The 23,130-nt window shown below is 69.0% G+C and carries 14 protein-coding genes; 11 read left to right on the top strand and 3 right to left on the bottom strand.

What is annotated here, in order from left to right; all coding sequences use genetic code 11:
• The 4 genes from IEZ11_RS48130 to IEZ11_RS48115 all read left to right on the top strand — a co-directional run.
• On the top strand, window positions 1–2,541 hold a 2,541-nt coding region (locus IEZ11_RS48130), incomplete at its 5' end, for an amino acid adenylation domain-containing protein (RefSeq protein WP_189269444.1).
• Window positions 2,542–3,065: 524 nt separating this feature from the next.
• A complete protein-coding gene (locus tag IEZ11_RS48125) occupies window positions 3,066–4,391 on the top strand; it encodes a cation:proton antiporter domain-containing protein (protein WP_189269443.1) in 1,326 nt (441 codons plus the stop codon).
• A gap of 131 nt (window positions 4,392–4,522) precedes the next feature.
• Window positions 4,523–5,602, top strand: coding sequence for a 4-hydroxyphenylpyruvate dioxygenase (gene hppD / locus IEZ11_RS48120; protein WP_189269442.1), 1,080 nt, complete (start codon window positions 4,523–4,525; stop codon window positions 5,600–5,602).
• Between the two features lie 135 nt (window positions 5,603–5,737).
• Window positions 5,738–6,544 (top strand): alpha/beta fold hydrolase, encoded by an 807-nt coding sequence (locus IEZ11_RS48115; protein ID WP_189269441.1) that lies wholly within the window; start codon window positions 5,738–5,740, stop codon window positions 6,542–6,544.
• A gap of 5 nt (window positions 6,545–6,549) precedes the next feature.
• Here the strand turns inward: IEZ11_RS48115 and IEZ11_RS48110 are convergent, their stop codons facing one another.
• The gene (locus tag IEZ11_RS48110; RefSeq protein WP_189269440.1) at window positions 6,550–7,842 is read right to left on the bottom strand and encodes an aminotransferase-like domain-containing protein; all 1,293 of its coding nucleotides are present in this window, start codon (window positions 7,840–7,842) and stop codon (window positions 6,550–6,552) included.
• A 394-nt stretch (window positions 7,843–8,236) separates the two neighbouring features.
• Here IEZ11_RS48110 and IEZ11_RS48105 point away from each other — a divergent pair, with 394 nt between their 5' ends.
• The 6 genes from IEZ11_RS48105 (at window position 8,237) to dpgC (ending at window position 15,295) form a co-directional block, all read left to right on the top strand.
• Entirely contained in the window at window positions 8,237–9,319 is a 1,083-nt protein-coding gene (locus IEZ11_RS48105) for an alpha-hydroxy acid oxidase (RefSeq protein ID WP_229713901.1), read from the top strand.
• Between the two features lie 119 nt (window positions 9,320–9,438).
• The gene (locus tag IEZ11_RS48100) at window positions 9,439–9,651 is read left to right on the top strand and encodes an MbtH family protein (protein ID WP_189269450.1); all 213 of its coding nucleotides are present in this window, start codon (window positions 9,439–9,441) and stop codon (window positions 9,649–9,651) included.
• Between the two features lie 17 nt (window positions 9,652–9,668).
• Window positions 9,669–12,092 (top strand): ATP-binding protein, encoded by a 2,424-nt coding sequence (locus IEZ11_RS48095; protein ID WP_189269438.1) that lies wholly within the window; start codon window positions 9,669–9,671, stop codon window positions 12,090–12,092.
• Between the two features lie 5 nt (window positions 12,093–12,097).
• Window positions 12,098–13,216 (top strand): 3,5-dihydroxyphenylacetyl-CoA synthase DpgA, encoded by a 1,119-nt coding sequence (dpgA, locus tag IEZ11_RS48090; protein WP_189269449.1) that lies wholly within the window; start codon window positions 12,098–12,100, stop codon window positions 13,214–13,216.
• Window positions 13,217–13,337: 121 nt separating this feature from the next.
• Window positions 13,338–13,997 (top strand): enoyl-CoA-hydratase DpgB, encoded by a 660-nt coding sequence (gene dpgB, locus IEZ11_RS48085; RefSeq protein ID WP_189269437.1) that lies wholly within the window; start codon window positions 13,338–13,340, stop codon window positions 13,995–13,997.
• A gap of 23 nt (window positions 13,998–14,020) precedes the next feature.
• The gene (gene dpgC, locus IEZ11_RS48080) at window positions 14,021–15,295 is read left to right on the top strand and encodes a (3,5-dihydroxyphenyl)acetyl-CoA 1,2-dioxygenase DpgC (RefSeq protein WP_189269436.1); all 1,275 of its coding nucleotides are present in this window, start codon (window positions 14,021–14,023) and stop codon (window positions 15,293–15,295) included.
• A gap of 24 nt (window positions 15,296–15,319) precedes the next feature.
• Here the strand turns inward: dpgC and IEZ11_RS48075 are convergent, their stop codons facing one another.
• Window positions 15,320–17,605: an ATP-binding protein gene (locus IEZ11_RS48075; RefSeq protein ID WP_189269435.1), complete on the bottom strand. Its 2,286-nt coding sequence runs from the start codon at window positions 17,603–17,605 to the stop codon at window positions 15,320–15,322.
• A 740-nt stretch (window positions 17,606–18,345) separates the two neighbouring features.
• Between IEZ11_RS48075 and IEZ11_RS48070 the strand changes: the two genes are divergently transcribed.
• Entirely contained in the window at window positions 18,346–21,132 is a 2,787-nt protein-coding gene (locus IEZ11_RS48070) for a DEAD/DEAH box helicase (protein WP_189269434.1), read from the top strand.
• A 70-nt stretch (window positions 21,133–21,202) separates the two neighbouring features.
• Here the strand turns inward: IEZ11_RS48070 and IEZ11_RS48065 are convergent, their stop codons facing one another.
• Window positions 21,203–23,029 carry an ABC transporter ATP-binding protein gene (locus tag IEZ11_RS48065; protein WP_229713897.1) on the bottom strand — a complete coding sequence of 609 codons (1,827 nt, stop codon included), beginning with the start codon at window positions 23,027–23,029 and terminating at the stop codon, window positions 21,203–21,205.
• Window positions 23,030–23,130 lie beyond the last annotated feature (101 nt).

The following is a 23,130-nucleotide window of genomic DNA, read 5'->3' as shown; positions in this document are numbered from 1 at the left end:
CGTTCGCCGGAGGCCATCGCGGTGGTGTGCGGGCAGGAGTCGCTCTCGTACGCGGAGCTGGATGCCCGTTCGAACCGGCTGGCGCGGGTCCTGATCGGGCGGGGCGTGGGCCCGGAATCGCTGGTCGGGGTCGTGATGCCCCGCTCGGTCGACCTGCTGGTCGCACTGCTGGGCATCCTCAAAGCCGGCGGCGCGTATGTACCCGTCGACCCGGAATATCCCGCGGAACGCATCGAGCAGATCCTCTCGGACGCCGGCGTGGAAGTGGTGCTGGGTGCGGGGGAGACGGTCCGGCGGGGAAGCGGGACGCCGGGAAGCGGTGCGGGGGACAGCGATGTGGCATGGCTGGTGGTGGATGACCCTGCTGTGACGGCGGGGGTTGATGGTGGTGCGGTGATGCCGGGTGAGCTGCGGGGGCGGCTGCTGCCGGGGCATCCGATGTATGTGATCTTCACGTCCGGTTCGACGGGACGGCCCAAGGGCGTCGTGGTCGAGCAGGCGGGTGTGGTCAATCTGGTCGGCTGGCTGCAGGCGCGGTACGGGTTGTCGGCGGCGGACCGGGTGCTGCACAAGTCGCCGGTGGTGTTCGACGTGTCGGTGTGGGAGTTCCTGTGGCCGCTGAGTGTGGGTGCGAGGGTGGTGATGGCTCGTCCGGGCGGGCACCGGGACCCGCGGTATCTGGTGGATCTGATCGTTCGTGAGGGCGTGACGGTGGCCCAGTTCGTGCCGTCCATGCTGCCCGCTTTCCTGGATGCGGTGCCGGACGGCTGGCGCTCGGATCTTCGTCTGCTGCTGGCCGCGGGTGAGGCTCTGCCCGGGAGGGTGGCCGGCCGGGTGGGGGAGATGCTGGGCGGGGTGCGGCTGGACAACCAGTACGGTCCCAGCGAGGCGACGGTGCTGACGACGGCGTTCGGTGACGCCGTACCCGTTGCACACGCGGGTGCCGTCCCGATGGGCACTCCCCTGCACAATGTGCGTGTTTTCGTGCTGGATCCGGCTCTTCAGCCGGTGCCGGTCGGGGTGGCGGGTGAGTTGTATGTGGCGGGTGCGGGTGTGGCGCGGGGGTATGCGGGCCGGCCGGGACTGACCGCGGAACGGTTCATCGCCGATCCGTTCGGTGGCGCGGGTGAGCGGATGTACCGGACCGGGGATGTGGTGCGCTGGACGGCCGGGGGGCTGCTGGAGTTCGTGGGCCGGGCTGATGACCAGGTGAAGATCCGCGGATTCCGCATCGAACCCGGTGAGGTCGAGGCGGTGGTCGCCGGCTGTGACGGGGTGGCGCAGGCGGCGGTCGTGGTCCGCGAGGACACCCCGGGCGACAAACGCCTGGTCGCCTACGTCGTCAGCTCCGAATCCGGCTCCGCTCTGGACAGGGTGGTGCGCGAGCATGCCGCCCTGCGGCTGCCCGCGCACATGGTGCCCTCAGCGGTGGTGGTACTCGACACCCTTCCGCTGACGGTCAACGGCAAACTCGACCGGCGGGCGCTGCCTGTGCCTGAATACTCTGGCAGCGTCAGTCACGAGCCCACCACGGTGGGAGAGGAGGCGCTCTGCCTGGTTTTCGCAGAGGTGCTCGGACTCAAGGCAGTCGGTGTCGACGACAATTTCTTCGAACTCGGAGGCCATTCGCTGCTAGCGATGCGTCTGGCCAACCGACTCCGCACGGTTCTGGGAGTCGAAATGACCATCGGGCAGCTTTTCCAGACACCAACCGTAGCCGGGATCGCCAGGCGCCTTGCCTGGTCTGAGCAGCGCACGGGGCGCGGACTGCTGCTGCCCTTCCGGGTACAGGGCGACAAGCCTCCGATCTTTGGTGTGCACGCGGGGCGGGGTCTGGGCTGGGAATACCTGTATCTGGCTCGATCAGTACCCACCGATCAGCCTGTTTACGGCATTCAAGCCCGAGGCGTGGACGGCGCGTCGCGACTGCCGGAAACGCTGTCCGAGATGGCCACTGAGTATGTCGCCGAGATCCGCCGAGTTCAGCCTACTGGTCCTTATCATTTGCTCGGCTGGTCGTTCGGTGGGCTGGTCGCGCACGAGATGGCCGTTCAGCTGAAAGCCGCAGGCGAGGATATCGGATCGCTTGTGCTGCTCGATTCCGTACCGCGAAAAGACGTGGGCGATGATGTGATGCAGACCGGAGGGGAATACAAGAGCGTCGATAGTGACCGCCGCACCGTCGTCGCTTCGCCCGAGACCCAGACAGTGGTCGCCCGTCGCGATGTCGAAGACGATACCGACATCGGTGTCCTTGCCGCAGAGCAGGCGGACATGATTGCCAAAGTCAGCTACAACAATCTCCGCCTCGTGTCTGCTCACCAGCCCGGTTCCCTCGACGCGGACATGCTCTTTGTGTCGAGCCAGGACGCCTCCGGCGATGAACTCGAACGGTGGCGGCCCCACGTCTCCGGAGTTATTCGCGAACTCAAGGTGGCCGTTGGCCATGCCGAGATGTACAAGGCCGATGTGATGCGGCTCGTCTGGAAGGCTCTGTCGGAGACCTTGCCGGAACAGAAACCACGAGGCGGAGTGCGCTGAGCGAGACGCGGGCGCGAAGGAACTCGACTCGGCCGCGGTTGGCTCAAGACGGTTCGGGTGGCCCGCATACCGTTCGCGCGACGCCGAGCGACCGGGAACCGCCGTCAGCCAGTCATCTGCGGCCGCCGGTCGGGTCGTTCCAGAGGACCGTGGACAGGCCGGACCAGCGGCAGCGAGCCGATCTGAGCGGCAACTTCACGGCGGACATGAGCCCGCCGTCCCTTGCCAAGGACAGGGACAGAACAGGGCACTGCTGATGGTGGCACTGCCCGATCGGCCCGCAGGCACGTCGCCGGCCCTAAAAGGATCGACGGCTTCGCAACCCGGAGAGGACAGGTTATGGAGCGCTGCCGGTCGAAACGCGCTGATTGCGTGAGCCGCCGCACTGATACTGGCCAGCTGCGGCGCGGGCGGGGCCCCGGTGACCGTGTACGACGGCCACCGAGATCCTCTGCCTGTTCTGCAGTCTTCGCCGCCCCCGCGTTCGTGTTCTGGCCGGACCCCACTCACGGAGACCTGTGGCGATGACCACCGATCAGACCTCCTCGCTGCTCTTCGGCCTCGCCGTCATCGTGCTGCTGGCACGCGCGCTGGGTGCGCTGGCCCGCCGTATCCACCAGCCAGCCGTGATAGGCGAAGTCCTCGCCGGTATCGCGCTGGGACCGACCTTCTTGCACGGGGCCGTCTCCGACACGCTCTTCCCCGACAGCATCCGGCCGCTGCTCAGCGCCCTGGCCGCCGTCGGTGTCGCCGTCTTCATGTTCCTGGTAGGAGTGGAGTGGGACGCGGCGATGATCCGCGACAGCGGCTCCCTCGCCGCCATCGTCTCCCTCGGCTCCGTCTTGCTGCCTTTCGGCCTGGGCATCCTGCTGGCGGTCTATCTGATGGACGACTACGGCAGCGGCGACCACACGTCGTTCATGCTTTTCATGGGCATCGCCATGTCCATCACCGCCTTCCCGGTGCTGGCCCGGATCCTCACCGATCGGCGCATGACCCGCTCCCCGCTCGGCGTGATTGCTTTGGCCTGTGCCGCCGTCGACGACGTGCTGGCATGGTCGCTGCTCGCCGCCGTGGTCGCCGTGAGCGGCTCGGCCGGCTCCGACCAATGGCGCATCCTGCTCGCCGTGCCCTACCTGCTGGGCATGTTCTTCGTCGTACACCCCCTGCTGGCCCGCCTGGTCGCCCGCCGGCCTTCCGCGCGGATGACCCCGACCGTATTCGCGGGTGTCGTGGTGGGTCTGCTGCTGTCCGCCTCCGCCACCGAGTGGCTGGGCCTGCACTACATCTTTGGCGCGTTCCTCTTCGGCATGATCCTTCCGCGCAGCGGCACCGAGCAGGTCCGCGCCGACGTGCAAGAACGCCTCGGTCACCTCAGCGGCACCCTGCTGTTGCCGGTGTTCTTCCTGGTCGCCGGCCTCAGTGTGGACCTGTCCGGACTGGACGTCGGCGGCCTGGGCGCGCTGGGCCTGATCTTGCTGGTGGCCATCGGCGGCAAGTTCACCGGGGCCTTCCTCGCCGCCCGCTTCAACGGTATGCCGCTGCGACAGTCTGCCGCGCTGGCGACGCTGATGAACACCCGCGGCCTGACCGAACTCATCGTGCTGAACGTCGGCCTGCAACTGGGTTTCCTGGGTCCCGACCTGTACTCGCTCATGGTCGTCATGGCCGTGGTCACCACCGCGATGGCCGGCCCGCTGTTGAGCTGGATCATCGGCCGTCCCGCCACGGCACTGCAGCCGACCTCGCGCAGTACAGCACCGTTCTCGACCAACGCCGGCAGACCTGTCACGGCTTCCCGAAGAGCGGCCCCCGTGGACAAGACAAACGAGGGGAACCGGGACACGTAACGGTGGTGATCGCGGATGCCGTGGTCGTGGTGGGGGTCCATGCTGAACGCCACGTCAGAGCCGCCGGTGAGGCGAAGCACCACTTCTACCCACTCCGTGAGGAGTCGCGGCACCGACGGAAAGGGAGCGTCGTGAGTGTTTTTGACAGCCTCGAAGTCGACCATGTGGGCATGGCTGTCGCCAGCCTTTCCCTGTCCGGTGAGCAGTGGCTCACCGGATACGGCATGCGTTGCTACGGCTTCTCGGAACAGGACGCCCGCGGCCTCCGGAGCACCGCACTCGGCCGGGCCGACATACACCTTGTGCTCACCGAGGCCGACCCAGTGAACGCCGTGTACCTGGAACGGCATGGCGACGGCGTCACGACGATCGCCCTGCGCACCCACGACGCCACCGAGGCCTACTACGAGGCCGTACGGCGCGGCGCGCTGCCGGTCCGCGAACCCGAGGAGTGGAACGGGATCGTGACGGCGGCCGTCACGGGCTTCGGCGATGTCGTGCACACCTTCGTACAGCGCTCCCCGGGAGTGGACGCACGAGCGCTGCCCAGGTTCACGATCACCGAGCCCAGTGGGCCGGAAGCGGTGCCGATGGCCGGCTCTCTCGACAGCATCGACCACTTCGCAGTCTGCGTCGAAGCCGGCAGGCTGCGGCCCACGGTCGAGTACTACGAGAAGGTGTTCGACTTCCGGACCGTCTTTGCCGAACGGATAGTCGTCGGCGCGCAAGCCATGGACTCCATCGTCGTGCAGAGCCGGTCGGGCGGGGTGACCTTCACGGTCATCGAGCCGGACCTTACTCGGGAGCCCGGACAGATCGACGCCTTCGTCGCGGACCATGGGGGAGCCGGTGTCCAGCACATCGCCTTCACCACCGGGGACATCGTCACGGCGGTGGAACGGATGCACGCCAACGGTGTCGACTTCCTCAGCACGCCGGGCACCTACTACGACCGGCTTGCCGGCCGTCTTGAGCCCGCCCGCCACGGCATCGAGCGGCTGCGGGCCAACGGCATTCTGGTCGACCAGGACATGGACGGCCAGTTGCTCCAGATTTTCACGCGCTCCACGCACCCTCGCCGCACCCTCTTCTTCGAGGTGATCGAGCGGCTCGGCGCCCGGACCTTCGGCAGCGGCAACATCAAGGCGCTTTACGAGGCCGTCGAACACCAGCGCGCCGCAGCGGCCGACATTGCACCCGGCGCCCTGTGACGGCGGACTTCCCGGACGAGTGGTGGCACCGGCCGGTTGCGGCCGCGCCCTGGATCATTACTGCTCAGTCACGAAATCCGGCCGCCCCGGCGTTGCCGGGTGCGGTACCGGAACTCGCTGGTGAGGTCGTCTGACATGCCATTGCTGAACCTCGACAGGTGTTCAATCCACTACGAGGAGTACGGTGCGGGCGAGCCGGTGCTCCTGGTGCCCGGGAGCGGGGCTCGTGGCCGCACCTGGATGTACCAGGTGGCGGCGCTCACCGGTGCCGGATACCGCACCGTCACGATCGACAATCGGGGAGCGGGACTCAGCGCACCGGTGCCAGGGCCGCTCTCGCTCAGTGAGCTGGTCGAGGACCTGCGAGATTTCACCGAAGCGTACTTCACCACACCGTTTCGCCTGGTCGGCGTCTCCCTCGGCGCGCTGGTGGCCCAGGAGTTCCTGACCATGACGAACAGTGTCCGGCAAGCGGTCCTCATCGCCAGCCGCGCTCGCCCCGATGCCTACGGCCGAGCCCTGACGGTCGCGGACCACGCGCTCACGGAGAGCGGCACGACACTCCCGCCGGTGTACGAGGCCGCAGTGCGCGCCGCACAGACCCTGTCACCGCGCACCCTCGCCGACGACGACGCCGTCCGGATGTGGCTCGACCTCTTCGAGATGAGTCAGAACGACGGCTCGGGCCCGTACGCCCACGCCCAGTTGTCAGCCCAGCTCACCGAGGACCGGCGGGCGGCCTATGCCGCGATAGTCACCCCCTGCCTCGTGCTGTCCTTCGCCGACGACATCATCACGCCTCCTTCCCGGGGCGCCGAGCTGGCAGAGGCCATCAAGGGCGCTGGACACGTGGTGATCCCCGATGCGGGGCACGCCGGTCACATCGAGCAGCCGGAGGCGGTCAACGGCGAGATGCTGCGGTTCTTCAACGCCTTTCGTTAGCCGTGTCAGCGTGGTGCCTGCGCGGCACGTGATCGCTGCTCGGCCACGAGGGCGGCCAACCGGTCCAGGCCCGTTTCGATGTCCTCGGGGGTGAGCGAGCTGCATGACAGCCGCAGTTGGGTCTCACCGCCCGTACGACCGTAGAAGTGGCTCATGGGCGTCCACAGCACCTTGTGCTCACGTGCAGAGTGCTCCAGCAGCCCGTCGTCGGCTCGGAAGGGAACCGACAGCACGATGAAGAACCCGCCGGACGGTACGTTCCAGGTGACGTCCCCGCCAGCCGGGAATCGCCTCTCCAGCCCGGCCAGCATCAGACTCATATTCCGCCGGTAGCGGGTGGCCACCGCGGCGTTCGCCCTTATGACGCTGAAGTCGTGGGCCAGCAGATGGCCTGCGACGATCGCCTGGCTCAGGGGTGAGGTGTTCACCGTCACCATGCTCTTGATCTTGCCGAGTTCGTCCGCGAAGTAGCCGTGGCCCCGGCCGCGCACGCGTTGGTCGGCCACCACGTATCCCACCCGGGCGCCGGGCAGCACCGTCTTGGCGAACGATCCGACGTACGCCACCTGTGCGCCGGTGTCGAGGGACCGCAGTGTCGGCAGCCGGCCGTCCTGCCCGGTGAAAGCCCCGTAGGGGTTGTCCTCGATGAGCAGCAGTCGTTCCTCGCGGGCCGCTTCCAGCAGGCGGTACCGTGTGGGCAGATCGAGCGAGATACCCGTGGGGTTCGCAAAGTCCGGTACCACGTACAGGCATCGGGGCCGCAGTCCGTCGGCACGGGCCTGCAGCAGCCGCGCCCGCAGGTCGGCCAGGTCCACGCCGCTCGTTCCGGAGGCCACCGGCAGCACGGGCAGGTCCATGAGCCTGGCGGCACCGGTGAATCCCACGTAGGTGGGGGCGACCGCCAGTGCCACGTCCCGCGGTTCCGCTCGCAGGGCCCGCAGAAGCAGATGGAGTGCCTCCTGCGCGCCGACGGTGACGACGATGGCTTCCGGATCGGCCCTCACCCCCTCGTCCACCCTGAGATGACGGGCGATCAGGTCATGAATGATGCCTTTGGTGCGTCCGTACTGGAAGAGCGTCTGCGCGACACGCCGCTGGTCGTATCCGAGATCGGCGCTCAGATACCGTCGGAAGCGAGACAGGTACCCCTCCAGCTCCGCCGGGTCGAAATGGTCATCGACAGGCCGGCCCGCGGCGAGCGAGACAGAGTCCGGGAAGCGGATGGCCACCTCGTTGAGGAAGTTCATCGACTCCAGGAGCGGGTCGTCCAGCGCTGCGTTCAGTTCCGCGAGTTCCATGTCCGCACTCTTCGGCCCATCACTCTGCCAGACATCCGTGGTCGCCACCGTTACACGCCCGGCGCGCCCCGGGCGTAACGGCGGCGAACGCCGATGCCCCAGGCGCCGCCGCGAAGAAACCTGGCACACGCGGCAGAATCGCGGCACCCGCCGCGACGCGGGACATCGGCCGGCCGGCGGGCCCCCGGAACCTGACACCGGTGGCCGACCCGCCGTCCGGTCCGCAGGCCCGTCGTGCGCTGCGCTGTCGGTCCGTTGTCCGCCGCTTCCCACTGACCGGCACGGAACAGCCGCCGGCGCAGGACGTGCGCGGCGAACCGCCGCCGGTGCCCGTCGGCGCATGTTCCCGCGACCTGAAAGAGATCCATTGAGTGTCGCCGACAGCCCGTCCGCCGTGACCTCCACACCCCTCGTATGCGTGGCCGACCTGGAGCGCGCCGCCGCAGACCGACTCCCCCCGCACATATGGGACTTCCTCGCCGGCGGCGCCGGGGACGAGTCCGTCCAGGCGCTCAACCGGTCCGCTCTGGACCGGCTGCGCCTCACGCCCAGGGTGCTGTCGGGCGGTACCGCCACCACCGCCGGGCGGCTGCTGGGCCACGAGACCGCGATGCCGGTCGCGGTGGCGCCCATGGCCTTCCAGCGTCTCATTCACCCGGATGGTGAGGTCGCGACCGCTCGCGCCGCCGCCGGGGCCGGAGTGCCGTTCGTCCTGCCGATGCTCAGCAGCCGCACGTTGGAGGCCGTCGCCGCGGTCGGAGGTGACCTCTGGCTTCAGCTCTACTGGCTGCGCGACCGCGGACTTCTGCTGGACGTCGTCCGCCGTGCCGAACTGGTCGGCTGCTCGGCGCTCGTCGTCACCGTGGACGCCCCCGTGATGGGTCGGCGGCGCCGAGACATCCGCTCCGCCTTCGCACTGCCGCCCACCGTGACCGCCGCCCTTCTCGACGGCGCCCACGGCCGTGAACTGCACCGGGCCACCGCCAACGGCTCGGCGCTCGTGGCACACACCGCCGCGAACTTCGATCCGTCGGCCGACTGGTCCGACGTCGCCTGGCTGCGCGACTCCACCGCGCTGCCGATCCTCCTCAAGGGTCTGCTCGACCCACGGGACGTGGCGCTGGCGGTCCGGTACGGCGTGGACGGGATCATCGTCTCCAACCACGGTGGGCGGCAACTCGCGGGTGCGATCGCGTCGATCACGGCGCTGCCCCCGATCGTGGCCGAGGCCGACGGCCGGTGCCCCGTCCTGTTCGACAGCGGTGTCCGGGACGGTGCCGACGTGCTGTGCGCCCTTGCCTGCGGTGCCGACGGGGTCCTCTACGGCCGGCCGGTCCTGTGGGGCCTGGCCACGGGCGGCGGAACGGGCGTGCGGACGGTGCTCGATCTGCTCCGAGACGAACTGCGCGAAGCTCTGACCCTCGCCGGATGCCCGTCGCCCGCGGCTGCTCGCGGGCTGGCCTGGGCCTCGGTTTGACCACACCGCACCGTTGCCGCAGGCTGCCTACCGCCTGCCGTAACGGTGGTCATCACCGATGTCGGCGGAACCCGTCCCACCGGATCCTGACCGACGAACTGCCGCACACAGCCGAGGAGCTGAACGTGAACCCGTTCGACGACCCCGATGGCGAATTCCTGGTGCTTGTGAACGACGAGGGCCAGCACTCGCTGTGGCCGAGTTTCATCGATGTTCCCGAGGGCTGGACGATCGCACACGACAAGGACACCCGCGAGGCCTCCCTGGCCTACATCGAAGAGAACTGGACGGATCTGCGGCCCAAGAGCCTCATCGAGGCCATGGGCGATTGACGAGGAGGCGCGCACACGTGTCCACGGCGTGGGAGACCTGTGCCAAAGGGCTCGCCGACCACACCACTGCCTCCCGCAGAAAGGCGCTGGCCGCATGTGCTCCGGCCGCCCCGTGTGCCCACGTCGGCCCGGTGTACGGCCGAGACGAGGACCTCGTCGCGGCGGGATACCTGCTTGATGAGGCACGGCTGCTGACCCTCGTCGGCGAGCCGGGCGTCGGAAAGACACGACTCGCGGTCGAGCTGCTCGGCAAGCGGCTTGAACCCAAGCTGCGCGTGGACGTCGGCACCGCTGCCGAGGCCGGCCTCGCCCGAGCCGTCGCCGATCTGGCCGGCGTCGTCCCCGCCCCGGACACACCGATCCTGCACGCTCTTGTCACGGCGTTCCGGGAGCGGGACGAGACATTGCTGCTGCTCGACAATTGCGAGCACGACCTGGCCGCCTGCGGTGAGCTGCTCGCCACCGTGCTGTCGCAGTGCCCGCGGCTCAAGGCGCTCGCGACCTCCAGGGAACTGCTGCTCCTGCCCGGCGAGACGGTTTACACCGTCACCGGTCTGCCGACCAGAGCCCCCGACGGGTGCACCCCCGGCGCCGCCATGCGGCTCTTCGTCGACCGCGCCCGGGCCGGCCGCGACGATCCGTTCACAGCCGGGCAGCTGGAAGACGTCGCGGGTATCTGCCAGGCGCTGGACGGTAATCCGCTGGCCATCGAACTGGCCGCGGAACTGGGGCGGGTGCGGACACCCGCCGCGGTCCTGGCCGCCCTCAAGGACCGCTTCACCGTCCTGTCCACCGGCCGGTGCGTCACCGACGGACGCCACAGCAGCCTTTACACGGCGATCGACTGGAGCTACCGGCGGCTGTCCGCCGCGGAACAGGCCGCTTTCCGGCAGCTCGCCGTCTTCGCGGGCACGTTCGAGCCGGCCACCGCCCAGGCCGTCATCCACGTGCCGGCCGCGGGGGACACGCCCGCGCCGACACTTCCCCTGCTGCGCTCCCTGGAGGCCAGGTCCCTTCTGGCGGTCCGCCGAGGGCTCGGCGCGGGAGCACGGCTGGCGATGACAGGCTCGGTACGGGCTTTCGCCCTCGACCGCCTCGCCGAGTCGGCGGAACGGCCCGGTGCCGAGGCGCGGCTTGCCGGTGCCATGCTGCGACTGGTCCGGCCGCACACCATGGCCGGACTCCTGCCCGGCTGCGCATCGGAGGGGCTCTTGGAGGAGATCGACAATGTGACGGCCGCCGTCGACCTGCTCGCACAGACCGCCGACGAACGCCAAGTCGACCTTGCGGTCGCCCTCCTGGTGGCGCGAGACGCCGTAGCCGACCGCGTCGGCATCCTCCGTCTGGCCCGAACTCTGTCCCATATCGCACCCGGCACCGCCGGCTACGGCACCGCTCTCTCCACCATGGCGGTGCTCGCGGCGCGGGGTGGCAACTGCGGCCTCGCCCTCCGGCTGGCCGACAGGGCGGTGACGCTCGAACGCTGCGCCCCCCGCGCACTGCCGCACCGTCTGCGTGCGCGCGCCTCGGTCCGCGCTCGGGCCGGCGACCTGGACGGCGCCGTACGTGACGCTGCCGACGGTGCGGAGCTCGCCGCCCGCATGGGCGACAAGGAGACCGAGTTCTGGTGCCGAACCGATCTCCTCGGACACCTCGTGGGCCAGGAACGGCTCGTGCGGGCCGCCGAGACCGCCCGCACGCTGGCCCTTGCCGATCCTGGTGTCCCGCCCTCCCCGATACTGGCGGCGCTGGGTCATGCCTTGGGCGCCCTCGAACTGCGCCTGGGCGATCTCACCGCCGCGACCGGCCACTTCGTTTCCGGCCTGATCGAGTCCTGCACCGACACATCGCTCACCGCCTACAACCTGGAGGGCATGGCGCTCGTCGCCGCGGCGACGAGCGCTCCGGAACGGTCCCTGCGGCTGTCGGGCGCCGCGCACGCACTGCGCGAGCACACCGGCGATCCCGCCCCTCCGTGGTGGCAGCAGTACGTGGGTGAGGCGCGCACCGTCGCCTTCCGGGCGCTGCCCAATAGCCGGGCGCGTGCCGCCGCGCGGGCCGGAGCGGCCCTCACGGCACGTCAGGCCGTCGCCTACGCGCTGGACGAGGAAGACGGTGCGCCCGCCGGCCGGCCGGCCGCCCCCACCGACCGGGAGCGAGAAGTCATCAGCCTGCTCACCGAGGGACTCACCAACCAGCAGATCGCGATCCGGTTGCACATCTCCGTCCGCACCGTCGAGACCCACATCCGGCACGTACGTCATCTGCACGGGCTGCGTTCCCGCGCCCACCTGGCGGCTTGGTCGGTGCGGCAGCCTGGCCTCACGCGCGTCGAAGCCGCGCAGGATCCGCCGAGGCCGCCCGAGCGCGCGGCCGACGATCCCGGCACCCGGCACCAGCGGATGCACCTCCGATACGGTCAGGAGGACAGCCGCGCATGAATACGATGAATTCCACCGTTTTGCCACGCGCGGTGCCCGAACTGCTTCCGGTGCCGGCCGAGGCTCACCCGGTGGTGTGCTCGATCGCCGGAGTGGGGACGGCGGTCCCGGAATCCTCCTATTCCCAGCAGGAGGTGCTCGACCTCTACCAGGTCACCGATCCGCGTATCCGCTCGGTCTTCCTCAACAGTGCCATCGACCGTCGCCACCTCACCCTGGCGGCCCCCGGACCCGACGGCCGTCCCGCCGATGAGTCACAGGGGGCGCTCCTACGCAAGCAGGCCCGGCAGGGCGTCGTACTGGGGGCCGCCGCACTCGACGCCTGCCTCGCGGACTCGGGACACACATACGCGGACATCGGCTATCTGTGCTGCGTCACCAGCACGGGCATGCTCACCCCTGGCCTGACCGCCCTGCTCATCACCGAACTCGGCCTCAGCACCGAGGTCAGCCGGCTCGACGTGGTGGGCATGGGCTGCAACGCCGGACTCAACGCGCTCAACGCGGTCACGGGCTGGAGCCTCGCCCATCCCGGCCGTCTGGCGGTGATGCTGTGCGTGGAGGTCTGTTCCGCCGCGTACGTCTTCGACGGCAGCATGCGCACCTCGGTGGTCAACGGTCTCTTCGGCGACGGCGCGGCCGGGGTCACCCTCGTCTCGATGCCCGCCGCAACCGCCGCGCCGGGTCCGCGGGTGCTCCGCTTCGCCAGCCACATCATCGCGGACTCCCTCGGCGCCATGCGGTACGACTGGGACGAGCAGTCTGGCAAGTACAGCTTCTTCCTCGACCGCGACGTGCCTTACGTGGTGGGCGCTGCGGCAGCGGACGTCATCGGCCGACTGCTGCGGGGGACCGGGCTGCGGCGCTCCGACATCGCGCACTGGCTGATCCACTCCGGCGGCAGGAAAGTCATTGACTCGGTGCGGGTCAACCTCGGCCTGACCCGCCACGACGTCCGGCACACCACTGCTGTGCTGCGGGAGTACGGCAACGTCTCAAGCGGCTCGTTCCTCTTCTCGCTTCAACGCCTCAAGCGCGAAGGCGTCGCGCGGCCCGGCGAGTACGGCCTGCTGATGACCATGGGACCGGGCTCGACCATCGAAACCGCCCTCATCCGTTTCTGAGGGACCTGCCCCGGCACCACACGACCCGATCCCCCTCTGTCCGGTTCTTCCCAGCCGCTGCCACACCGAAGGAGCCAGCCCGGTGCCGGTGCCCCTCTCCCCGTCGACCTCTGTCCAGGCTATGCAAGCCACCCTCGACCTCGCCGGGCCGCTGACGCCCTCCACGGTCGGCGCGCTCGTCGATGTCTGCGAGAGTGCGGAGGACACGGATCCGGGCACTCTCCTGCAACTGCGCCTGCTGTCGGGCACCGGCGCCGTCCCCGGTGACTGGCCCGGCCGGCCGGACGTCCACCTCGTGGGCAAATGGGAGAAGGCGTTGCGCCGGCTGGAGCGGCTCGACCGTTTCACCGTGGCCGTCCTCGACGGGCCCTGCGGCCAGGCCGTCCTCGACGTCATGCTCGTCACCGACTACCGGATCGCAGCCGTCGGCACCACCGTGAGCCCGGCAAGCCGCGCCGACGGTGCCTGGCCGGGCATGGCGCTGTACCGGCTGGCGCTCCAGGTGGGCCATGCCGCCGCACGACGCCTCGTGCTGCTCCCCGGCGAGATGGCGGCCGAGCGGCTGCTCGATGTCGGCCTCCTCGACGAGGTCACCGACGACCCCGACGCCGTCGTCACCGCGCTGTGGCAGCGGGCGGCCCGTCCGGGCGGCAGCGAACCCGCCATCCGCCGCAGTCTGTTGCTGGAAGCGACGACCGTCCCGTTCGAGAACGCCCTAGGGACTCATCTGGCGGCCTGCGACCGCTCGCTGCGGGCTGCGGTTCCCCAGGGGGAAAAGTGAGCCCGGCCGCTACCCGACCGGCCATGGCGCACGACGACTTCGCCGCGGACTGGGACGCGACCCGTATCGAACTCGCCCGCTGCGAAGCCCGCCTGCAGACTGTCCCCGCTCCAGCCGACCGCGACCCGGGCCAAGTGGCCACCGCCGCCGAGGCACACCGTGCTGCCCGGCATGCCCGTGCCGCTTTCCTGCGCAAGCACGCCCGACGCGTCTACGACGACCTGACCGCCGGTCTGACCACCCGGCCCCGCGCATCCGAACTCGCCCTCACGGCGGGTGACCGGTTCCCCGGTCTGGTGCCGTCGCGTCGGCAGCTCGCCGAGGAGGCGGAGCGCCACCAGGCGGGGAAGGAAGGGCGCGAGATCGACCAGGGTCTGTTCTTCCACGCTCTGCTCGCCGATCGTGTTGCCGGCGAGCATCTGATCGAGTCGATGCGCCACCCGACGGCTGCGGCGCTCGCTCTGCTGGACCGGTTGCGTGAGACCGGGCAGGTCCGCCTCACAGCGGCCCAACTGGAGTGCCGCGAGGGTGTCGCACATCTGACGATCACCAACGCACACTGCCTCAATGCCGAGGACAACCAGCACGTCGAAGACCTGGAAACCCTCGTCGACCTGGCTCTGCTCAACCCGGACGTACAGGTGGGCGTCCTGCGCGGCGGCGTCGTCGACAGCCCCCGCTACGCCGGGCGCCGCGTCTTCAGCGCCGGGATCAACCTCAAGGAGCTGCGGCGCGGCCGGATCTCCTTCGTCGACTTCCTCCTCACCCGGGAACTCGGCTACATCGCCAAAATGCTGCGCGGCCTCGGTGGCGAAGACGGGCCCGTCCTCCGTCAGAAACCTTGGATCGGGGTGGTGGACACTTTCGCCATCGGTGGCGGAGCCCAGATCCTGCTCGCCTGCGACCACGTCGTCGCCGAGGACGACGCCTATCTGAGCCTGCCCGCGGCGGAAGAGGGGATCGTGCCGGGCCTGGCCAATCTGCGGCTCACCCGCCACCTCGGCGCCCGGCCCGCCCGCCGGGTCATTCTCGGCGGGCGGCGCATCCACGTCCGCGACCCCGAGGCCGCACTGCTCATCGATGATGTAGTCGATCCGGGCGCGCTGGACGACGCGGTGAAGGCTGCGGCCGGCCGGCTCGCCGGTCCGGCCGTGGTCGCCAACCGGCACATGCTCATCGCTGCCGAGGAGCCGGTCGAGGCATTTCGCACCTACCTCGCCGAGTTCTCCCTCCAGCAGGCGCACCGTCTGTACGGCGGCGATGTCCTCGCCAGGCTGGACGCCGCCTGGCGCGGCTGACCTGTCCCTGCCCGGTGGTGCCGGTCAGGCGGCGTATGTGCAGAAGACCACCCCACGCGGGTCCGCCGGGCCGCCGGTCGTCGTAGCACCGGACGGCAGCACAAGCGCGGCCACCTGCGGACGGCCGGTGCCGCCTGGGGACCGGCCGACGGCTGCTGTCCCGGGCCCGTTCTGCGCGGCCCAGGCCGCCACGTGGCTGCGTGAGCGGAGCCCGAGGGCGGAACGGGCGTTGCGGACGTGTGTCTCCACCGTGCGTACCGACAGGTGCAGGTGCTCGGCTATCTGTCGGTTGGTCAGTCCCTCTTGGATCAAAGTCACCACATGCCACTCGCGTGAACTCAGCGGGCCGCTGTCGGCCGGCACATCGGGGTCGTGGCCCAGCGGCCAGGTCGCCGCAGAACCGTTCCACAGAGCACGCCCGGACGCCAGAGCCGCCTCGGTGCGAGCCGCGGGCAGTGCCCGGAGCGCCACCTGCCGGGCCACTGTGACCTGCTCCCGCCACCAGCGTCGCACGCTCAGCGGAGAGGAACCGAGCGTCTCGGCCACGCCGAACAGACGCAAGGCGCGCTCGAACCGCGAGTTGCGGACCGCGGTGACCGCCAGCCCCTCCATCGTCGCTGCCGTCTGACTGGGATGCATCGAGTCGCCGCGCAGCGACTCGGCGAAGTGCCGCTCGGCAGCGATCGTGTTGTTCTGCTCCAGAGCCAGCGCTCCGGCCAGGTGCAGACTGGCGATCAGCTGGCCCGGTGATCCCTGCGCCCGTACGAGGGACAAGTTCATCCGCACCAGATGCTGGGCGTCGTCGGCGCTGCCGTGCTCCAACAGGCGCCAGGCGATGGAGTTCCGGCAGACCGCCTCCATCAACTCGTCGCCGTCCCGCCGGCTCACCTTCAGACACTGCGCGTAGCTCATCGTCGCTCCTGTCTGGTCCCCGGACAGGTCCCTCACCGTGCCCAGCAGCAGGAGTACCCGGCTGAGCGACACGCTGTTGCGCCGACGAGCAAGCGAGGCCGCCTGCTCGGCCAGGCGCCGCGCCTCCATCAGGTCCTCCCGGTAACCGGCGAGCACCGCCGCGCCCTCCAGCGCGATGTCGCGATGGCGGGCATCGGGGCCCGCTCCGGCCAGCACCTCGGAGACCAGGACACTGTGGTGCTCCTTCGGTTCCCGGGAGACCTCGACCAACGCCAGAGCACCCGCGAGCAGGAGGCGGTCGTCCGCGCTGCCGGCGCCCCGGGCCAGAACGTGCGACAGATTGCCGCGTTCCTCCGCCAGAGCTCTCACCGTCTGCGGGCGGATCACCGCATGAAGGCTGAGCGGCTTCGCCAGTTCCGCCAGCCAGACCGCCGACCGGGAGTACGCTCTGTGCGCTTCGCCCTCGGCCAGCAGCTGCTCGTGCCCATGGAGTCGTACCGACTCGGGAAACCGGAAGCGGCCGGTGCCCGCCCGTCCGGTCTGCGCGGTGATCACCGACTTGGATTCCAGTTGTGCCAGCAGCTCGGGAACCGACTCAGGTGCCAGAATGCTGTCGGCAGCCACAGCGGCGGCCGCCTCCGCGGTGAACCCGTCGGTCAGGGCGGACAGCCGCCGGTACAGCACTTGCTCGTCGCCGGTGAGCAGTCGATAACTCCAGTCCAGACTCGCCCGCAGGCTGCGATGGCGCTCGCTCGCGGTACGCCAGCCGCTGGACAGCAGGGACAGCCGGTCCTCCAGCCGGGCATTGATCTCCTCCAGCGGGAAGACCCGCACGAGGAGGGCGGCCATCTCGATCGCCAGCGGCAGCCCGTCCAACCGGGCGCAGATCTCGGCGATCAGCGAAGCGTTCTCCTTGGTCAGCTGATAGTAGGGCGAGACCGCTCGGGCACGGTCCATGAAGAGCTGGACGGCGCCCGAGCGCAGGTGGTCCACCAGGCCGATCCGCGGGCCGGCGGCCGGAAGGCTGAGCCCGGCCAGCCGGTACACCGCCTCGCCGGGCAGCCGCAGCGGCTCACGGCTGGTGGCAAGCACCCGCAGACCCGGCCGACGGGCCAGCGAACGGCGCACCACGGTTCCGCACGAGTCGAGCAGCTCCTCGCAGTTGTCGAGCACCAGCAGCGCCTCCTTGTCGCCGGCGCGATGCCGGCCGTCTCCGTCGACGCCGGTGCTGCTCGCCACCCGCCGAAGCGCTGTCTCTGGGTCTGACACGCCATCCAGGTCGACCGATGCCACCTCGTAGCGCCCGCTGCGGTGCTCCCGGTCCGCTATGTCCAGGGCCAGCCGGGTCTTGCCCACTCCCACAGGGCCGGTCAGCGTCAGCAGTCTGGTGCCCCGCAAGAGTCTGCGGACTTCAGCGACGTCTCCGGCACGTCCGACGAAGCTGCTCAGCTGTGTGGGGGGGCTGTACCCGGCCGTGTCACGGCAGCTGTCTTTGACGCGCAGCCGGTAGGCGCGCTGGCGGCAGGCGTTCGAACAGTAACGAGACTTCGACGATCTGACCGTTTTCGAGGCAGACTGAAGCGGGCCGCCGCATACAGAGCAACCAGCAGGCGATGGTTCGGCCATGGCCATAGCACCTTTCCGTCAGTTAGCCGGGAGAGGCTCGCAGCACCGCTGTGCGCAAGACTGTGAGAGGGCGGGCGTGTCAACGGGTGTCATGAATAAAGCGACGGGAGTGGCTCATAAGGTTCATGTGACTCGTGTCTCTCCGGAAGGGAGCGCGTCGTGCTATTCCCCGGGCATGCTTTGCAGCTGAGTTTCAGGAGCGTTTGTTGCGCAGTGGTCGGAACGCTCTGGGAATCCCTTGACCGACCATCGGTGCTGCATTCGAGAGTGATGTCGGGTGTTGTAGCGGTTGCACCAGCGGAGGCGGCCGCGGCGGTGGCCGCCGACGTATTTCGTGTTCGGCCCGCCCACCTGGCTGAGGAGTCACCCGTCCAACTCGCTGTAGTCGCTTGACATCAGGAGCAAGCGGACGTGCCCGGAACGCCTCCGGCACACCGGCGTCCTACGGGCCGACAACGGGTCGCCCCGTCGGCCGGAACCGCGACATCAATGTGAGTACACTGACGGCTTGTATGCCCGACACGATCGAGAATTCGCCCTGGCCGACAGCCGAAGACGGCGGTGGGCGCGGCTGTCACCGCCGGATCTACTGGCTGAAGACCAGTGACCCACAAGTCTCGGTGCCGAACCGGTTCCCCGACGGCACGGACGTGCGAGTTCTGCTTCCCGACGATGCGTTGTTCGAGCCTCTCACCGCTGAGTTGACGGAACGCGGCGCCGAGGTACGAGCGGTGCCGTATTGGCTGGAGCAGGAGCTGGTCAGCGATCTGCCGTCCGCGGAAAGGGATGAAGGTCTGCGGGTACAGGCTCAGCCGACCTGGCAGGTTGCCGGGGCCGGGGGATCACCGGGCCGTGCCGAAGACGTACAAGCCGCCGAGGTCGCTCGTGACGCGTTCGATGCGTTGTGGCAGGCACAAAGTCTTCAGCACAAGTCGAACGCTTCGGGTGCACCTGCCGATCAGGTCGTTCCGGATACCTGGTTGCCGTTCTTGCCCCACGCCTCACTCAATCCGGCCCAGGCCGAGGCGGCCCCGGAGGTCCTGAAGGGCGACAGGCACCTGCTTGTCGTAGCCCCCACAGGCGCGGGCAAGACCACGATCGGCATGCTCGCCGCGCTGCGTGCGGTGCTGGGCGATGGCCGTAAGGCCGCCTGGCTGGTTCCCCAGCGTTCCCTGACCGACGAACTCGACCGGGAACTGGCGGGCTGGCGTCGGCACGGCCTCCGTGTGGAACGCCTGTCCGGCGAATACAGCGTCGACGTGCAGCGGGTCAGAGAAGCGGACCTGTGGGTGACGACGACGGAGAAGTTCGAGGTGCTGTGCCGCACCTCGTCCATGCGCGAAGCCTTGAACGAGGTCGGCTGCCTTATCGTTGACGAGATCCACCTGCTGGGCGACACGGAACGCGGACCGGTTCTCGAGGGTGTCCTGGCACGAATCCGGCGCGACGATTCCCGAGTGCGAGTGGTGGGCTTGTCCGCGACCGTGGCCAACGCGGAACAGATGGCGGACTGGCTCGACGCGACCTTGCTGAGGGTGGCATGGCGGCCCAGCCGCCTGATCTGGCAGCTTCCCGTGGTCCCGTTCTTCGCCGACCGCAACCTGACACAGGCCGCACGTACTCGGCTGACCAATCTGATCGTTGACAGAGTGACGGCGGACAGCGGCAGCGTACTCGTCTTCTGCGGCAGTAAGTACAGCGTGCGCAGTACAGCCCTGGCCATAGCTGCCAGCCGCGGTGCACGGACCACGGGCATCTCCTCCGACGACGCCGAGTCATTGCGCTCAATCTGCGACGCGGCAGGAGTGTCGCTGCACTACAAGGACTGGGAGTACAAGCACGAAGCGGAACGATCGTTCCGTGAGCGCCGTACGAACGTCCTCGTGGCTACCTCGACCGTGGCTGCGGGAGTAAATCTGCCGGCCCGCGCGGTGGTCGTCCGAGACACTCAGATCGGTATGCGCGATATCGATGTGGCGACCGTCCAGCAGATGTTCGGGCGGGCTGGTCGACTGGGCGCGGGCGAGACGACCGGTTGGGCGTTCATGATCGTCGATGCCTCGGAACGAGCCCACTGGCAGCAGCGGCTCATCGGCGGGTACACCGTCGACTCACAGATCACCTCCACACTTCCCGATCACGTACTCGCTGAGATCGTCCAGGGGGGCGTACGCACCTCGACCGACGCCGAACATTGGTGGCTGCACACGTTTGCCCACCACCAGGGCAGTCCTGGTGCCGATCCGCTGCACAGGGCTCTGGGCTTCCTCGCGGGCGCGGGCTACTGCCGCCTTGAGAACGGCGAGGACGCTCAGCGGATCACCGCCACCGAGCTTGGAACGGTGACCAGCCGCGTCATGGTGCCGTCCGTCACCGGATTCCAGCTTCGCACCGCCCTGTCCCTCATGGATCTGCCCAAGGACGCGGAGGAAGCCGAGGAGATGTTGATCGGAGAACTATGTGAGGCGGTACCCAAACTGTCCTCAGCGGTACTGAATGACCAGCTCAAGCCAGCTGTGTCCGCCCTACTGCACGCCGGAGGACGGGTCTCGGAGGTGGAAGGCTTTTTCAGCGCCGCATCGGATGCGCACCTCCTCCCGGGCGACCTGGCCCGTGCCGCGCTCCTGGCGGTGGCACGGTCTCCGCAGGCGTTCGTCCGCGTCGGTCAGCGCGTCGCAGGCATCCCTTATTCCTCTCTGCGCCCGCTTCTGGATGACGCACCCCGCTATCTTCACTGGCTCGGCTCCCAGGGTTTTCTCGGCATGGTGCACCCATGGGTCGCCATCGTTGCCGCAGACCTCAACCGGCGTGTCCGCTGGCGTCGCCTCGGTCCGCCACGAGGCAGCGGACGGCTGTTGTGGATGTGCGAGCAGATGGCGACGTCCGTGGAGGCTGAGCGGCAGGTGCCTCTGATGTGGGCGGCGGCTCGCCACCGAGGACTGCACAGCCCGGACTGGTCTACGCGCACGCCCCCTTCAGGCAATCGGCTGGACCGCGCCCCCTATGCGCACCTGTTGCGCGAACGCGTCGGAGAACAAGAACTGAGCGCAGCGGAAGGAGTTTTGCGGGTTCAGCCGTCCCACCCCCGCAAGCTCGTCGTCTGGACAGGACGCACGTTTCACGTCCGACACGTTCGATCAGGAGAGGCCGATCCCGTCGCGGGAGACGCACACGCCGAAGCCCGAAACGACCGATGTCCGACAGCGGGTGGAACGGCCCTCTTCTCCTGGCGCGGCGACTACCGCGCCACGGGCTGGCTGGCCGCGTACTCTGCCGCAGAGGCTGCGGACGGCCCTTGACCGGTGGCGGACGGCCCCCGATCCGCCCAGCCGCTCCCACCGCGTACCTTGCAGACGCCGTCCGCCCAGCTCATGGCTCGGCGGCGCCGGACTGGGCTCGATACAGATGCGCGTACCTGCCGTTCCGGCGCAGCAGAGCCGGGTGATCTCCCTGCTCGACGATCCGGCCCCCATCCATCACCAGGATGAGATCCGCCTTCCTCACGGTCGACAGCCGGTGCGCGATGAGCAGACGCGTGGATCCGGCACGCAAGCTGTTCAGGGCGTGCTGCAGGAGCAGTTCGGTTCGTGAGTCCACCGCGCTCGTCGCCTCGTCGAGGATCAGGAGAGCGGGCTGGACGAGCAACGCCCGCGCGACAGTGATCAGCTGGCGCTCGCCAGCACTGAGCGTACGGCTCTCGCCCGCGTCCAGCAGCGTGTCGTACCCATCGGGCAGACCTTGTACCAAGGCGTCCACATGTGTCGCTGTCGCTGTCGCTACCATCTCCTCCCGGCCGGCACCGGGCACCCCGTACACGATGTTGTCGGCGATCGTGCCATGGACGAGCCATGGGTCCTGGAACACCGTCGCGATGTGTGACCGCAGCTCCGCCCTGGACAGAGTGGTGACGTCCACCCCGTCCAGGGTGATCCGCCCACTGTCCACCTCGTAGAACCTCATGAGGAGGTTGACGAGCGTGGACTTGCCCGCCCCGGTCGGGCCCACGATGGCGACCGTCTGGCCCGGCTGCACCACGAACGACAGATCCTTCACCACGGGCCGGTCCGGCTGGTAGCCGAACGAGACGTTGTCGAACTCCAGGCGGCCGCTGACCTGCCCTAGCCGGACGATCGGCTCGGGTTCGGGCTGCTGCTCCTCGGCGTCGAGTAACGCGAGCACCCGCTCCGCCGAGACGCTCGCCGACTGGATCTGCGCGTCCAGGGCGGCCACCTGGGCGAGTGGCAGGCTGAACTGGCGCGAGTACTGTATGAACGCCTGGACGGACCCCAGGGTGAGGGCGCCGGTCGTCATCAGCAGAGCACCGACGACGGCGAGCAGTACGTAGGCGAGATTGGTGAGCAAGGACACCGCGGGCCGCATCAGTCCGGAGACGAACTGGGCTCGGTCGTGCGCGGTACGCAGTGCCTCGTTGCGAGCGCTGAAATCCGCCTCGACCGACTGCGCAGCCCCGAACAGCCGGATGACATCGACACCACCGTAGATGTCCTCGACGTACTCGGTGAGCTTCCCGGTACATGACCACTGTGCGGCGATATGGGTGCGCGCCCGCCGGCCGACCGTGGCGACCACGAGTACCGTCACCGGCATCAGCACCAGGGCCAGGAGGGTCAGCGGAGGTGAGATCACCAGCATCAGCGCCAGTGCCCCCGCTGCCATCAGCGCCGGGCTGACGAGTTGCCCCAGACTCTGTGTCAGCGCGGTCGCGATGTTGTCCATGTCGTTGGTGAGACGGCTGGTGACGTCGCCCCGATTGCCGCTGTCGTAGTGGCTCAACGGCAGCTTGGCGAGCTTGTCCTGAGCCTCCCGGCGCAGGTCGTAAACGATGTGCTGGACCAGGGCCGCTACGAAGAGGTTCTGGCCGAGAGCCACCAGAGTCCTCAGGGCGTACAGCCCTGCCGCCGCGAGGAGGACCGCGTTCACGCGATCGAAGTCGATCCCCTGGCCGGGCACGGCGCCGCTGCCCGCCACGAGGTGGGCGAGGGCGGTCCTGCCCTGCGCGCGCAGTAGCGCGACAGCCTCGGGCTTGTTCAGCCCGTCCGGCAACTGCCGGCCCAGGACACCGTCGTAGACGAGGTTGACGGCCCGTGCAAGGAGTACCGGTCCGAGCAACGGCAGCACCACTCCCGGAATTCCGAGCAGCAGTGTGCCCACGGCTCTGGCACGCTGACGCCCCATCAGCCGGGCCAGGATCGCGAAGGACTGGCCGCGATCGCGCAGTCTCCCCCACCGGGCTCGGCTTGGGACCACCCCCCGGCCGGTGCCTCGGCGGTGCCCCC

It is taken from the genome of Streptomyces fuscichromogenes (assembly GCF_014645815.1).
In the GTDB taxonomy this organism is placed as follows: Bacteria; Actinomycetota; Actinomycetes; order Streptomycetales; family Streptomycetaceae; genus Streptomyces; species Streptomyces fuscichromogenes.
Note: the sequence above shows the minus strand (reverse complement) of the source record. Positions and strands in the feature narration are given on the sequence as shown.

Coding starts and splice junctions, on each gene's coding strand:
- IEZ11_RS48125 (WP_189269443.1), top strand. CDS start 3,066: ATGACCACCGATCAGACCTCCTCGCTGCTCTTCGGCCTCGCCGTCATC.
- IEZ11_RS48115 (WP_189269441.1), top strand. CDS start 5,738: ATGCCATTGCTGAACCTCGACAGGTGTTCAATCCACTACGAGGAGTAC.
- IEZ11_RS48110 (WP_189269440.1), bottom strand. CDS start 7,842: ATGGAACTCGCGGAACTGAACGCAGCGCTGGACGACCCGCTCCTGGAG.
- dpgA (WP_189269449.1), top strand. CDS start 12,098: ATGAATTCCACCGTTTTGCCACGCGCGGTGCCCGAACTGCTTCCGGTG.
- dpgB (WP_189269437.1), top strand. CDS start 13,338: ATGCAAGCCACCCTCGACCTCGCCGGGCCGCTGACGCCCTCCACGGTC.
- dpgC (WP_189269436.1), top strand. CDS start 14,021: ATGGCGCACGACGACTTCGCCGCGGACTGGGACGCGACCCGTATCGAA.
- IEZ11_RS48070 (WP_189269434.1), top strand. CDS start 18,346: ATGCCCGACACGATCGAGAATTCGCCCTGGCCGACAGCCGAAGACGGC.
- IEZ11_RS48065 (WP_229713897.1), bottom strand. CDS start 23,029: ATGGGGCGTCAGCGTGCCAGAGCCGTGGGCACACTGCTGCTCGGAATT.